12 protein-coding genes and 1 tRNA gene are annotated in these 13,666 nt (G+C 51.8%); 10 read left to right on the forward strand and 3 right to left on the reverse strand.

Annotated elements, in window-relative coordinates:
- Window positions 1–2: 2 nt before the first annotated feature.
- Window positions 3–73, reverse strand: a tRNA-Cys gene (locus KB557_RS04890).
- Window positions 74–119: 46 nt separating this feature from the next.
- Between KB557_RS04890 and KB557_RS04895 the strand changes: the two genes are divergently transcribed.
- On the forward strand, window positions 120–1,424 hold the full coding sequence (locus tag KB557_RS04895) for a lipid-A-disaccharide synthase-related protein (RefSeq protein WP_255131835.1): 1,305 nt from the start codon (window positions 120–122) through the stop codon (window positions 1,422–1,424).
- Here KB557_RS04895 and KB557_RS04900 read toward each other — a convergent pair.
- Complete coding sequence (locus KB557_RS04900) at window positions 1,354–2,007, reverse strand: ribonuclease D (protein ID WP_255131837.1); 654 nt, start codon at window positions 2,005–2,007, stop codon at window positions 1,354–1,356. The two genes, KB557_RS04895 and KB557_RS04900, sit on opposite strands and share 71 nt — an antisense overlap.
- Before the next feature lie 98 nt (window positions 2,008–2,105).
- Between KB557_RS04900 and KB557_RS04905 the strand changes: the two genes are divergently transcribed.
- Together KB557_RS04905 and KB557_RS04910 are read left to right on the forward strand one after the other, a co-directional pair.
- Window positions 2,106–2,660, forward strand: coding sequence for a cofactor assembly of complex C subunit B (locus tag KB557_RS04905; protein ID WP_255131839.1), 555 nt, complete (start codon window positions 2,106–2,108; stop codon window positions 2,658–2,660).
- A gap of 10 nt (window positions 2,661–2,670) precedes the next feature.
- Window positions 2,671–3,483: a dehydrogenase gene (locus KB557_RS04910; RefSeq protein ID WP_255131841.1), complete on the forward strand. Its 813-nt coding sequence runs from the start codon at window positions 2,671–2,673 to the stop codon at window positions 3,481–3,483.
- Here the strand turns inward: KB557_RS04910 and hemF are convergent.
- Window positions 3,445–4,434 (reverse strand): oxygen-dependent coproporphyrinogen oxidase, encoded by a 990-nt coding sequence (hemF, locus tag KB557_RS04915; RefSeq protein ID WP_255131858.1) that lies wholly within the window; start codon window positions 4,432–4,434, stop codon window positions 3,445–3,447. The genes KB557_RS04910 and hemF overlap by 39 nt on opposite strands.
- 145 nt (window positions 4,435–4,579) lie before the next feature.
- Between hemF and KB557_RS04920 the strand changes: the two genes are divergently transcribed.
- The 7 genes from KB557_RS04920 to KB557_RS04950 all read left to right on the forward strand — a co-directional run.
- Window positions 4,580–5,659: an Mrp/NBP35 family ATP-binding protein gene (locus KB557_RS04920; RefSeq protein WP_255131843.1), complete on the forward strand. Its 1,080-nt coding sequence runs from the start codon at window positions 4,580–4,582 to the stop codon at window positions 5,657–5,659.
- Window positions 5,656–6,906 (forward strand): rod shape-determining protein RodA, encoded by a 1,251-nt coding sequence (gene rodA / locus KB557_RS04925; RefSeq protein WP_255131846.1) that lies wholly within the window; start codon window positions 5,656–5,658, stop codon window positions 6,904–6,906. The genes KB557_RS04920 and rodA overlap by 4 nt, the downstream gene beginning before the upstream one ends.
- Window positions 6,903–8,282 (forward strand): HAMP domain-containing sensor histidine kinase, encoded by a 1,380-nt coding sequence (locus KB557_RS04930; RefSeq protein ID WP_255131848.1) that lies wholly within the window; start codon window positions 6,903–6,905, stop codon window positions 8,280–8,282. The genes rodA and KB557_RS04930 overlap by 4 nt, the downstream gene beginning before the upstream one ends.
- Before the next feature lie 46 nt (window positions 8,283–8,328).
- Window positions 8,329–8,763, forward strand: coding sequence for a photosystem I reaction center subunit II PsaD (locus KB557_RS04935; RefSeq protein ID WP_255131850.1), 435 nt, complete (start codon window positions 8,329–8,331; stop codon window positions 8,761–8,763).
- A gap of 71 nt (window positions 8,764–8,834) precedes the next feature.
- Complete coding sequence (locus KB557_RS04940) at window positions 8,835–10,322, forward strand: anthranilate synthase component I family protein (RefSeq protein WP_255131852.1); 1,488 nt, start codon at window positions 8,835–8,837, stop codon at window positions 10,320–10,322.
- Complete coding sequence (gene gshA, locus KB557_RS04945; RefSeq protein WP_255131854.1) at window positions 10,319–11,497, forward strand: glutamate--cysteine ligase; 1,179 nt, start codon at window positions 10,319–10,321, stop codon at window positions 11,495–11,497. The genes KB557_RS04940 and gshA overlap by 4 nt, the downstream gene beginning before the upstream one ends.
- Before the next feature lie 32 nt (window positions 11,498–11,529).
- On the forward strand, window positions 11,530–13,666 hold a 2,137-nt coding region (locus KB557_RS04950; RefSeq protein ID WP_255131856.1), incomplete at its 3' end, for a phosphoenolpyruvate carboxylase.

The raw sequence follows: 13,666 nt of genomic DNA on the forward strand, positions 1-13,666 counted from the left end.
AAAGGCGGCACCCAGATTCGAACTGGGGATAAAGGATTTGCAATCCTCTGCCTTACCACTTGGCCATGCCGCCGATCCGGGAGTAAAACTCCCAAGATCGGATCGTACCAGTCGCCCCCATGACAACTCGCCTGCTGCTGCTCAGCAATGGCCATGGGGAAGACCTAATCGCGATGCGGATTATTGAAGCGCTTCAGCTGCAAGCGCGCGAGCTCGGAATTAGTGAACTGGAGATAAGTGTTCTTGCTCTTGTGGGGGAGGGCAAAAGCTTTGCCAAATTAAACAATGTGCAGTGCCTTGGGCCTCTTCAGCGATTGCCCAGTGGTGGTTTTAGCAACCAAAGCTTTTGGGCGTTGTTAAAGGATTTATGGGCTGGTCTGGGGCCCTTGAGCTTGGCCCAAATTCGCAGCATCCGGCGCTGGTGCAAGCAAGGCGATGGGGCTGTATTGGCAGTGGGCGATCTTCTGCCTTTAATCCTGGCCTGGGGCAGCGGCAGGTCTTATGGCTTTATCGGCACCCCAAAAAGCGACTACACCTGGAGCAGTGGCCCCGGCCGCAATCCCCTAGCCGATGCCTATCACCGGCTGAAGGGCAGTGAATGGGATCCCTGGGAGTGGGCCTTGATGGCAAGGCCAAACTGCCGCTTGGTGGTGTGCCGTGATCCGCTCACCGCACGGGGCTTAAGGCGCCATGGAGTGGCAGCACTTGCCCCTGGCAATCCAATGCTGGATGGATTTGAGATACAACCAGTTCCTCTGGCCCTCAGCGAAATGCAGCGGGTTTTGCTGCTTCCTGGTTCCCGTTGCCCAGAGGCATTAGAAAATTTAAAAAGACTATTAATTTCCTTAGCCCAGCCTGTGGCGCCAACATCACGGGTTTTACTACTGGCCTGTGGTGCAACCCCCGCAGCTGCTGAATTGGAACCCCTCTTCGCCGCATTGGGTTATCACAGCACTGTTATTCCCCTTGGCAGCAAAGCCCAAGGGGCCTGGCAGGGGCCCGCCGGTTTACTGCTTTTAGGCACTCGCTTATTTCCCACCTGGGCACCTTGGGCCCAGGTGGGGGTGGCCTGCGCCGGTACCGCCACAGAGCAACTGGTGGGTATTGGTTGTGCTGTGCTGTCTTTAGCAGGGCCAGGGCCCCAATTCACCCTCGGTTTTGCCAAACGTCAGAGCCGTTTATTGGGAGGTGCCGTGCGGGTTTGCCGCAAAGGCCCAGAACTGCAAAGAGCGCTGGAATTACTACTGAAATCTCCAGCTCTGCAACTAGAACTTGGCCGGATTGGGCGGCAGCGGATGGGGCCCCCCGGTGGCAGTGCAGCAATAGCCACCTTGATCAAGGAGCAGCTGCTCACTAACTGCGATGTTCAAATATCGAACCGAAATGCAAACGATCCAGCTCTGAAAACACCGGAATGCATTTAAAACACTGCAAAGCAAGCTCAAGCCGCTCCTCCCGCTCGAGCATGCGATGCAGTTGCTGCCGTGCTGGCAACAGATAACGCACATCGTTGGCGGCATAGGCCAATTGCTGATCTGTTAACTCATCAACCCTGCCCCAGTCACTACTTTGGGCCTGTTTATCCAGCTCAACCCCCACCAGCTCCTGCACCACCTCTTTGAGGCCATGGCGGGGGCTATAGGTGCGCCCAAGGCGACTTGCCACCTTGGTGCAAAAGATTGGATTCACCTTGATCGCCAAACCAGAGGCCAATGCCGCCACATCAAAACGGGCGAAATGAAATACCTTTTCAATTGCAACGGCTTCCATTAACTGCTGCAGTTTTGGTGCATTCGTTTGCCCCCGGCTGATCCGGATGCAGCTCACGCGATCCTGATCGTCGCAAATTTGCACAAGGCACAAACGGTCGCGGCCATGCACCAACCCCATCGCTTCTGTATCTACCGCCAATGCAGTGCAGCCGCGATATTTTTCAAACCACTCGCTACTTAAATCGGAATTAAATACAGCGAATTCCTTTGCTGGTGGCAGTGCTTCTGGAGCCATAGCAGGGGAGAACAGGCGGATTCAACTTAGTAGGGGGAATCGATCACAGTGAATAACCTTTACCTTCAAGCCGCTGCGTTAGCCCGTTAATTAATTCGATGGACCAGGTTCTCTCCTCCACCTTGCTGCTCACCCTATTGATGGGGATCGGGCTGGTGTTCTTTTTAAGGGCCGCCAGTAAAGACCGCACCACAATTGTGGAAGTGAATAGCTCTCGGCCTCCTTTAGAGGTGCTCGAGGGCCTAGATCAATGGCTGCAGCAGCGGGGCTGGCAAGCTATCGCCGGAGATCCAGAACAACAGCTTTTGCGCTTTGAAGGCCAGGTGGAGGCCAGTATTCCGTTGGCTGTATTGCTCAGCGTTTTAGGTGCTTCCGGCGCAACTGCTCTTGGGCTGGTTGTGCGTCAATTACTGCCCTCCTATGGCTACTGGCCGTTGCTGCTTGCCTTGGTGGGTCCGTTAGCGGGGCGCATTTACTTAACTAAGGCACGCCGCCAAGAAACATTGGAGCTAAAGCTCTTACCGCCCCAAGGCTTCATACCCACAACTTTGAAATTGCGGGCCCATCGGGATGAATTAATTGCCCTTGAGCGCAGCTTGGGCCGATCATTAAATCTGCATAGCGACGGAAAGCTGCTCAGTTCACCGCTCTGATCCCGCCCTAATGGGGAAACTAATTTTTTTGTTGGCCACATTTTTAATATCAGCAACTCCAACACCAGCTGGAGCAGCTGATGCCAGAAAAGGTTTGCTTGAACTACTAGAAAACCTGCAGGAGGGGCCCCCAACCCTGCAGCTACAAGACTTCTCCTTACCGGTTCCAACCGGCCGCACAAAAAATTGGCGCGGCACCAGAAACCACCCACGGGAATTGGCAATCCTTGTTTTGGCAGGCCACGCTGATTCCCAACGCCTAGGAGGATCTGGCACCCCTGGAGAAGCGGTGGGAATAAAGGGCGCAACACCGATGGATCCAACCATCACAGACGAGCTCTACTGGAATCTGCTAACAGCCCAACGGATAGTAAAAATTGGTAGCGAGCGAGGCTTGAATATTCGTTATTACGACCCCGGCCTACGCACGATTCGCAATACAAATAACCCTCTCTCAAATTGGAGTGTTGGCTCTGCCCACGCAGATTTAGGGGGATATGTGCTCGAGATTCACTACGACGCTTACAGCCCCCATGGCAGCGGTGCAGGAATAATTCCAGCTGTGCGCTATGAATTTTCTCGCCTAGATGAGGCTTTAGCTGAGGTATTTGGTGGCTACCCCTACAACTATCGCGGCATGCTTGGCGCGCCGCGGCGGGGCATCTCGATGCTTGAAATCGATCGTTTGGAAGGGGTTTTGGAACGCAACCTGCGCGATCCCCTCAGTAGAGATGCCAGCCTCAACGCCATCGCAGAACGGGTGGTTCAAGCCCTGCAGAATGGATTAGCCGATGGCGCCAGTGGGGGCGCAACGCGCAATTAATGAGTTATCTCCAAGCCAATCTTGGGGTTTGGTGAATATATCTGTAAGCAACGCTTCCCTGCTACCCGGCTCTACTTGATAGCCATATTCCCACCGCACCAAAGGCGGTAAAGACATCAAGATTGATTCAGTGCGGCCATTTGTTTGTAAACCAAAAATTGTGCCGCGATCAAATACCAAATTGAACTCCACATAACGGCCGCGCCTATAAAGCTGAAACTGGCGTTCTCTTTCCCCATAGGCAAGCCCATTGCGCTTTTCCACAATTGGGATGTAGCTCCCTAAAAATGCATTTCCGCAGGCGGAAGCCAATTTAAATAAATCTTCCCAGCTGCGATCTGGAATATTTCCAGCCGCACATTTAGCTGCCGCCCCATCCGGATTTGAGCCGCGATAAATCGCCCCGCCCGGCTCTTGATAGTCGTAAAAGATTCCACCAATACCCCTGGTTTCAGCTCGATGTTTGAGATAAAAATATTCATCACACCAGGGTTTAAAAATCGGAAAATAAGCTTTATTTACACTGTCGCAGGCAGTTTTTAGGCTGCGATGGAAATGCTTTGCGTCTTCAAGAAATGGGTAGTAAGGAGTGAGATCAGCGCCGCCGCCAAACCACCACACAGGCCCAGCTTCGAAATAGCGGTAGTTGAGATGCACTGTTGGCACATAGGGGTTCCGCGGGTGCAACACCATTGATGTGCCTGTGGCAAACCACGGTTCCCCCTCAGCATCAGGCCGTTGGCTAAGGATTGATGGGGGCAAATTATTGCCTTCCACTTCCGAAAAATTAACGCCGCCCTGTTCAAAAATCCGCCCCTCCTTCATTACCCGCGAACGTCCGCCGCCCCCTTCAGGGCGAAGCCAACTTTCCTCAGCAAAACAACCCCCACCATCCAGCTGCTCCAAGCCAGCACAAATACTGTCTTGCAAGCCCATAAGTAGGGCCTTCATGCGTTCGCGTGAATCAGTGGGAGGAGCAGGATTTATCAAATCAAAACAGCGCACAACAACGCCAATACCTTTTCATGGATGCCCCAACCAGAGCAAGGGCCCTTAACAGGGCTCCCTAGGATCCAAATCAAGAGGCGGGGCAGCTATGGCGACCAGAGAAGAAGCTCTCAAAGCCTTAGCAGGCATAAAAGATGCTGGCAGCGGTAAATCCTTGCTCGAATTGGGCTGGATCAGCCAGTTGCGGCTTCAGCAGGAGCGAGCGGTATTTCAACTCTCTCTGCCTGGTTTTGCCCAAACCCAAAGGGATCGCATCGCAACTGAGGCCCGCGAGAAACTTGAGCAGCTCGAAGGCATTAGTGAGGTGCAAATTGAACTTGCTACGGCCCCCGAAACCCCAGCCATTGGCGCTGCGGGTCATGGTCAGTTGCAACCCAAGCAAGCCATTCCTGGTGTTGCCCAGGTGATTGCTGTTAGTAGCGGCAAGGGAGGGGTTGGCAAAAGTACGGTTGCAGTGAATCTGGCCTGCGCGTTAGCGAGGCAAGGGTTGCGGGTGGGTTTGCTTGATGCCGATATCTATGGCCCAAATGCCCCCACCATGCTTGGCGTAAGGGATCAAACCCCTGGGGTGCAAGGAGAAGGCGAAAACCAAAGGCTCACCCCCATCGCCAGTTGTGGATTGGTGATGGTTTCTATGGGGTTATTAATAAAGGCCGAGCAAGCGGTGGTTTGGAGAGGGCCAATGCTCAACGGCATCATCCGCCAATTTTTGTATCAGGTGGATTGGGGCACTTTGGATTTTTTAGTGGTTGATCTCCCCCCGGGCACTGGCGATGCTCAACTCAGCCTGGCCCAAGCCGTACCGATAGCTGGTGTGGTGGTAGTTACAACGCCTCAACAGGTAGCGCTGCAAGACGCCCGCCGCGGCTTAGAGATGTTTCGTCAAATGGGAATAACAATTTTAGGAATCGTTGAAAATATGAGTTGGTTTATCCCGCCCGATCAACCGGAACGCAAGTATCCAATCTTTGGCAGTGGTGGAGGCAGCAACCTAGCCGCTGCAGCCCAAGTGCCTTTACTTGCACAAATCCCTTTGGAATTACCGGTTCAACAAGGCGGTGATCAAGGGCGACCCATCACTATTGCCAACCCGGAAAGTGCTGCCGCTATGGCCTTTATAGATTTAGCAACGCAAGTGCAGCAGCTTTGCGTGCCTAAGCAGCCATGAAGCTGGGGGTGAAAGCAAGCCGTAAATGGCCTTGGCGAAATATTGATCCATTGCTTTGGGGTATACCCATCGCAATGACTATTTTGGCTGGTTTGTTAATCGCCAGCACTCAAAGGGAAGCGCCCCTTGCCGATTGGAAAAACCATTGGATTACAGGAGCAATTGGCCTAGCAATAGCGGCCCTGCTTGCAAAGATCGATCTCGACAAATTAAAACCGCTGCTGCTTCCTATTTATCTACTCACCCTAACCAGCCTGTTTGGTGTGAAATTAATGGGCACCAGCGCCCTTGGGGCCCAACGCTGGATATCGATCGCAGGGTTGCATGTGCAGCCTTCTGAATTCGCAAAGTTGGCGGCAATTTTGTTATTGGCTGGAATTCTTGCAAAACATCCCATTGAAAGACCGGTTGATTTAATTCGCCCCCTTGCGGTGATCTCATTGCCGTGGGCGCTGGTATTTCTGCAACCCGATCTAGGCACCTCCTTGGTTTATGGCGCAATCGTTTTAGCAATGCTTTTTTGGGCTGGGCTGCCCTTGCCATGGCTGCTGTTGCTGCTGTCACCATTGGCTACTGCCATTATTGCGGGCGCATTTCCAATAGCGCTTCTGCCTTGGTTTGGCCTCTTGGCATTGATGAGCTGGCGCAGCCTGCCTTGGAAACGTATTGGCTCTGCAATTGCTTTAACGCTGAATTCAATATTTGCCCTTCTTACCCCATTTCTCTGGACCCATGGATTAAAAGATTATCAAAAAGATCGTTTAATTCTTTTTTTAGACCCCTCTAAAGATCCCCTCGGTGGTGGTTATCACTTAATCCAAAGCCAAATCGGTATTGGTTCTGGCCAATTATTTGGCACCGGATTAATGCAGGGTAACCTCACAAAATTACAATTTATTCCCGAACAACATACCGATTTCATCTTCAGTGCTCTGGGGGAGGAACTGGGTTTTATTGGCGCACTTTTGCTGTTGTTGGCCTACGGCCTATTTAGCTGGAAATTACTGCAGGTGGCCGGCATCGCCGGTAACGATTTCGAATCTTTGGTGGTAATTGGCATACTCTCAATGGTGATGTTTCAAGTGGTGATTAATATTTCAATGACAATTGGCCTCGGCCCGGTAACCGGAATCCCTCTGCCTTGGATGAGTTATGGCCGTTTTGCCATGTTTGTGAATTTCATAAGTGTTGGTTTAGTGGCATCGGTGCAGCGGCGAGCAAAAAAAAGTGGCCTCAAATTGCGGTGAGCAAAATCCCTTTATTGGTTGAGCTGCGCCAAGAATTAGCAGCAGCAGTTCCAATTGGCGGCGCTGATGAAGTGGGGGTTCGGCGGCAATGGTGGGCCGCTCTAGCGGTATTGCAAGAAATGTTGGTGGAGCTACCAAGCCCCCATGGGCTTTGGTTAGCAGCACCCCTGCCTGCTTTATACGAACCATCTTTGTTGCAACGCTTTCATGGCTGGGTATGGACCCCAGCAAATCCAGCTAACCAGCGCCCTGAACTGCCAGGAAGCAGCCCCCAGCAACAAAAGTTGGGGCCAAAAATCTGGCAACTGTTGTTAAACGAATCAGACGGCACAGATCCATTGCTGGTGCTGATCACAGCCAAATTGCAGGTAGCCCTAGCGCTAAATGGGGAACCGCAACGGCGTCAGTTGCTGGTGAGCTTTGATCAGCAACTTTTAGCTCGCCTATTGCAGGGTTTAGGAGCTCGCCTTTCAGCCGACAATCCAATCGCGGCTGTTGATCTGCAGCAAAAGCTAGAAAAGCTGGGGCCTTTGCATAGTTCGTTAAAGGCTGCCGAACTGTTTTGGCCACGGGTGGCAGAACGTTTAGCTGCAGCAGCCCCGAGCCTCACTCTGATGAGTGCCCCAAAGGAATCGCACAACGCTTCAGGTGCAAATGATCAACTCGGTTTACTAGAGGCGCTTGCCCATGAAGTGCGGACGCCCCTTGCCACAATTCGCACCCTGATTCGCTCATTACTGCGGCGCCAAGATTTGCCCAGCGTTGCGCAAACCCGCTTGCGCCAGATCGATTCGGAATGCAGTGAGCAAATCGATCGATTCGGCTTGATCTTTTATGCCGCGGAAGCGCAGCGGCAGCCCAAGGGGGAAAGGCTGCTGGCTCGCACCAACCTTGCGGCACTCCTGCTAGAGCTCCAACCAAGTTGGGAAAATCAGTTGCAGCGCCGCGAACTGCAGCTGGATTTAAAAATTGGCGTGGATCTGCCTGCAGTAATGAGTGATCCGGCCCTGCTCGAAAAAATGCTTGCGGGGCTAATGGATCGTTTTAGCCGCACCTTGCGACGCGGCGCGAAGGTAAAGGTGGAACTTCAAGCGGCAGGCGACAACTTGAAATTACGTTTTAGCGGCAATCTAAATAACAATCTAGATAGCGTAAATACACTGGAACCCAGCCATGAGTCGATGGTAGGGCCAGTGCTCACCTGGGATCCTGGCACTGGCAGCCTTCAATTAAGCCCCCAAGCCACCCAACAACTTTTTGCCAGCCTTGGTGGCAGATTTACCGAAAGGCGGGGCAGCAACCTCACCCTTTATCTACCGGTGGCAAAACTTGCCATTGTTGAAGGCTGTGAAGAGAGCAACGCCAACGCGTTTTGAACCGCCTTTGAGTGCTAGCTTCCAGCCAAATTACTCCCTGGCTTCAATGTCCTCGGTAGGAACCCTCACCGGCCAGCTTCCTGGTTTCATCGGTAGCACCGGTGGCTTATTAAATGCCGCCGAAACCGAAGAGAAATACGCCATCACCTGGAGCAGTAATTCGTCCCAGGCCTTTGAACTGCCAACAGGTGGTGCAGCGATGATGAACTCAGGCGAAAACATCATGTATTTCTCCCGCAAGGAGCAATGCCTCGCCCTAGGCACTCAGCTGCGCACCAAATTCAAGCCCAGGATTGAGGATTACAAGATCTACCGGATTTATCCTGGTGGCGACATTGAATTCCTGCATCCTGCAGATGGTGTGTTCCCAGAAAAAGTAAAAGAAGGTCGTGCGATGGTTGGCCACAACCCCCGCCGTATTGGCCAGAATCCAAATCCTGCCAATTTAAAATTCAGCGGTCGCGAAACTTTCGACAATTAATTTAATAACTATTCCAATAACTGAAGTGCTTTCAGCGATCAACTTTTGAGTTGATTAAATTCTTCATCTAGATGGTCTGTTCAAACCAAGGCAGCAGCTTCGAACCAATTTGGCGGCGCTGGCCCGCAGACCTAGAAACCCCCCTTAGCACTTGGCTCAAGGTGGGGCACAGTCGCCCCTACGGATTCTTACTTGAATCTGTTGAAGGGGGAGATCAACTGGGGCGATGGAGTTTTGTAGCTAGCGATCCCCTATGGGTGCTCACCAGCCGCGGCGGCAACAGCAGCCTCGATCACCGCGATGGCAGCAGCAGCAAGCTGCAAGGCAATCCGTTTGAACTTCTGCGGGAGTTGCTGCTTCCATATCATTCAACCCCGATCCCAGGCTTGCCTCCTGTTGGCCAACTCTTTGGCTTTTGGAGTTATGAATTAATCCAATGGATTGAACCCAGCGTTCCCGTGCATCCCCGCGGCCCGGATGATCTCCCCGATGGCTGCTGGATGTTTTGCGACAGCTTGCTGGTGTTTGATCAGGTGCGCCGCCAAATCACCGCGATTAGTTACGCAAACCTCAGCGATGGAGTTGATTCGAGCCAAGCAAAAGCAGAAGCCAGCGAACGGCTGGAAGCACTAGAGCAACGCTTACATCAACCATTACCTGCCGGAATCTCACCACTGCAATGGCGAGATCAATCCGCCGATCAGTTGCCAATCACCAGCAACACCACAAAAGCAGCCTTTGAAGCCTCGGTTGCCAAAGCCGAAGAACACATCCTTGCCGGGGATGTATTTCAACTGGTACTGAGCCAACGGCTTGAAGCGGAGGTGCAGCGGGATCCCTTCGAGCTATATCGCAGCCTGCGCATGGTTAATCCCTCGCCATATATGGGCTTTTTTGCTTTTAACGGTTGGTATTTAATCGGCTCCAGCCCGGAAGTGATGGTAAAAGCCGATCCCCAAGCTGATGGCACGGTGAAAGCAACGGTGCGGCCGATTGCAGGCACCCGCCGCCGCGGTGCAACCGAAAGCGACGATTTAGCCCTTGAACAGGAATTATTAGCTGATCCCAAAGAAAGGGCAGAACATGTGATGTTGGTTGATTTAGGTCGCAACGACCTGGGCCGGGTATGCCAACCCGGCAGCGTTGCCGTGCAGGAGTTGATGGTGATCGAGCGTTATTCCCACGTGATGCATATCGTTTCCCAAGTAGAAGGGGTATTGCGCGCTGATGCCGATGTGTGGGATCTACTTCAAGCCAGCTTTCCGGCGGGCACCGTTAGCGGCGCGCCAAAAATTAGGGCCATGCAATTGATTAATGAATTGGAACCAGGGGTTAGGGGCCCCTATTCAGGGGTTTATGGGGCTATAGACCTTAGCGGCGCCCTCAATACAGCAATCACAATCCGCACCATGGTGGTTCGCAGTAATGGCAAAGGGGGCTGGCGGGTTCAGGTGCAAGCAGGGGCAGGGATTGTGGCTGATTCAGATCCGAGCTCTGAATACGAGGAAACCTTGAATAAAGCCCGCGGTTTGCTTAAGGCATTGGCCTGCCTTTCATGAGCAAAAGTTTGCTGAAAGGCTTTGAAGTAGAGCTCTACACCGGTAGAGCTGATGGCACGGTAGTGGGCTGTTCAGCGGAGGCTGCCGCTGCGCTTCCAGGGGTTGTAACCGAACCTGATTGCCGCAACCTTGAATACATCACTGCACCGGAAGCGAGCTACAGCAAACAGTTGGAACTACTGCTGGAGCCTCGCCGGCAATTACGCCGCTGGCTGCAACCCAAAGGCCTCACCCTGCTACCTGGCAGCACCCTCAGCCTTGGCGATAGTGCAATATTTCAACGCTCTGATCCCAACAACCCATATCACCACTACATCGAAACCACCTACGGCACCCGGGTAGTTACCGCCAGTGTTCATATCAATTTGGGCCTTGAAAACCCAGAGCAAATTTTTGCGGCTTGCCGTTTATTGCGCTGTGAAGCTGCCTTATTGCTAGCCCTGAGCGCAAGTTCGCCATTTCTCGATGGCAAACCCACTGGAGCCCATTCACAACGGTGGTTGCAATTCCCAATTACCCCAGTTCAGGTGCCACTTTTTAGTGGCCACAGCGAATACGTGGCCTGGATGGAAAGCCAATTAAGCATCGGAAATATGCGTAATGTGCGGCATTTATGGTCGTCTGTGCGGCCAAATGGCCCCGATCGGCCCCACGGTCTTAATCGGGTTGAACTGCGTATTTGCGATTTAATAACCGATCCAAAGCAGTTACTAGCAATCACTGCTTACGCCGAACTGCGGCTGCATCAACTCCTTGAAAACCCAAGCCAACACGATCCCCTCACAGCTAGCAAACTTAATCTGGAGGAATTGCAGCTTCTTGCCGATGCCAACGACAAAGCCGCAGCCAGCTCCAGCCTTGATGCAGTTTTACTGCATTGGCGCGATGGAGAACCGCTCAGCGCTCGGGCATGGCTTGAGAATCAAATAGCGGAAATGCGTCTCTGGCCTGGAGCAAAGGATTTATTGCCCTGGCTTGCTCCCCTTGATGGAATCTTGCAAAACGGCAATACCGCCATGAATTGGCTTTCAAGGCACAAAAATGGCGAAAGCATAAGTTCCCTCATTAGCACAGGTGCAACTGCTATGGAAAATGAAGAAATCCAGGAAGGGGAATCAATTAAAGCAAAAAATGTATCGCCTGGAGCCGCAATAAACGGCGGCTATTTGGGATGATTGATTCACTCAATTCACCTAAGGCTTCGCCGATGCAGCAGACGCTGCCCAGCTCAAATATCTTGATGGGCCGCCGCACCCTAAGGCAATTAAATGAGCGGCTTGAATTGGTGGAAGATCTCTGGCGAACCGTATTACATAGTGAATGCCCCCCTAACCAAGCGGAGCGGCTACTTAAGCTCAAGCAACTTTGCGATGAAGAGGAAACATCAAAAGAAATTATTCGCTTAATTGTAGAGATGGATCTTGCCGAAGCGATCGCTGCAGCAAGAGCATTTTCGCTTTATTTTCAATTAGTAAATATCCTTGAGCAACATATTGAAGAAGATCGCTATTTAGCCACAATGGCGAATGGAGATGATGAGGATGATCCCCTTGAAAATCCATTCACACCCCATCTAGTTAGCCACGATGAACCGGCAACTTTTCAACGTTTATTTCGCCGCTTACGAAGTTTAAATGTGCCGCCGGGGCTACTAGAAACCCTACTGCGCGACCTGGATGTGCGCTTGGTATTTACCGCCCATCCCACCGAAATCGTGCGGCATACAGTTCGGCATAAACAACGCAGAGTAGCTAATCTCATTCAGAAATTAGAAGGCTGTGATCGTGGATTCGGTCCGATAGAAGATCGTCACGTTTTACGCCAGCAATTGGAGGAAGAAATAAGACTATGGTGGCGCACTGATGAATTACATCAATTCAAGCCATCCGTTTTAGATGAGGTGGATTATGCATTGCACTATTTCCAGCAGGTATTATTCCAAGCGCTGCCTCTATTAAGTGAGAGAATTCGCAAAGCATTAGCTTTAAGTTATCCCAATGTAACGCCACCAGAGGATGGCTTTTGCACCTTTGGTTCCTGGGTGGGTGCAGATCGCGATGGCAACCCCTCTGTAACACCAGACATAACTTGGCGTACCGCTTGTTTCCAGCGACGCTTGATGTTGGAGAGATATATATCAGCGGTAGCTCAACTAAAAGATCAATTAAGTATTTCAATGCAATGGAGCCAGGTAAGTGGTGCCTTATTGGAATCACTGGAAATGGATCGATTGCGTTTTCCAGAGATCTATGAACGCCTTGCCGCCCGTTACCGGCTCGAACCCTATCGGTTAAAACTTTGCTACATCCTTGAGCGATTACAACTTACCCAGCAACGTAATGGGCTGCTGGCAACCGCCGGATGGGAAGCACCTAATGATGCCAATGATCCAGCGCCAAGCATCGGCAACTTAGGGGTGCCCCCCGAATTGCATTACCGCTCCTATTTAGATTTTCGCAGCGATCTTGAATTAATCCGCACCAGCTTGCAGGCCACCCAACTCAGCTGCGAACCGCTGCAACGCTTATTAAGCCAGGTGCAAATTTTTGGCTTTACCCTTGCTTCCCTAGATATTCGCCAAGAAAGCAGCCGTCATAGTGAAGCTTTAACAGAACTAAGCCATTACCTACAGCTGCCCATCACCTATGACGCGATGGATGAGGCGCAACGTGTGCAGTGGCTACTGCAGGAACTTCAAACCCGCAGGCCCCTGATTCCCACCGGGCCCCATTGGAGTGCCGCCACCGCCGAAACCTTTGCGATTTTTCGCATGTTGGAGCGTTTACAACAGGAATTCGGTAATCGCATCTGCCGCACTTATGTAATTTCAATGTGCCATAGCCAGTCTGATTTGCTGGAGGTGTTGGTATTAGCTAAAGAGGCAGGTTTAGTTGATCCGGTTGAAGGCAGTACCCGTTTACAAGTGGTGCCATTATTTGAAACGGTAGAAGATTTACGCTGCGCTCCTGCCGTGATGGCAGCATTATTTGAAACTTCTTTCTACCAGAAATTATTGCAAAGCGAAGAAATTCCGCTTCAAGAGGTGATGCTTGGCTACTCCGATAGTAATAAAGATTCTGGCTTTTTATCCAGCAATTGGGAAATCCATCGCGCCCAGATGTCTTTACAAAGTTTATGCAGTAGCCATAAGTTAGGCCTAAGGATTTTTCATGGTCGTGGCGGTTCGGTGAGCCGTGGCGGCGGGCCCGCATATCAGGCGATTTTAGCCCAGCCCAGTGGCACTTTAAGCGGACGCATAAAAATAACGGAACAAGGGGAAGTGCTGGCATCTAAATATGCATTACCTGAGCTCGCTTTATATAATCTTGAAACTGTTACTACAG

Origin of the sequence: Synechococcus sp. Cruz CV12-2-Slac-r (assembly GCF_024346075.1) — a bacterium.
Classification (GTDB): domain Bacteria; phylum Cyanobacteriota; class Cyanobacteriia; order PCC-6307; family Cyanobiaceae; genus Synechococcus_D.

Bases quoted from the DNA above. Each gene is read 5' to 3' on its own strand.
- KB557_RS04920 (WP_255131843.1), top strand. From the start codon at position 4,580: ATGGCGACCAGAGAAGAAGCTCTCAAAGCCTTAGCAGGCATAAAAGAT.
- KB557_RS04935 (WP_255131850.1), top strand. From the start codon at position 8,329: ATGTCCTCGGTAGGAACCCTCACCGGCCAGCTTCCTGGTTTCATCGGT.
- KB557_RS04900 (WP_255131837.1), bottom strand. From the start codon at position 2,007: ATGGCTCCAGAAGCACTGCCACCAGCAAAGGAATTCGCTGTATTTAAT.
- KB557_RS04905 (WP_255131839.1), top strand. From the start codon at position 2,106: ATGGACCAGGTTCTCTCCTCCACCTTGCTGCTCACCCTATTGATGGGG.
- hemF (WP_255131858.1), bottom strand. From the start codon at position 4,434: ATGAAGGCCCTACTTATGGGCTTGCAAGACAGTATTTGTGCTGGCTTG.
- KB557_RS04910 (WP_255131841.1), top strand. From the start codon at position 2,671: ATGGGGAAACTAATTTTTTTGTTGGCCACATTTTTAATATCAGCAACT.
- KB557_RS04940 (WP_255131852.1), top strand. From the start codon at position 8,835: ATGGTCTGTTCAAACCAAGGCAGCAGCTTCGAACCAATTTGGCGGCGC.
- rodA (WP_255131846.1), top strand. From the start codon at position 5,656: ATGAAGCTGGGGGTGAAAGCAAGCCGTAAATGGCCTTGGCGAAATATT.
- KB557_RS04895 (WP_255131835.1), top strand. From the start codon at position 120: ATGACAACTCGCCTGCTGCTGCTCAGCAATGGCCATGGGGAAGACCTA.
- gshA (WP_255131854.1), top strand. From the start codon at position 10,319: ATGAGCAAAAGTTTGCTGAAAGGCTTTGAAGTAGAGCTCTACACCGGT.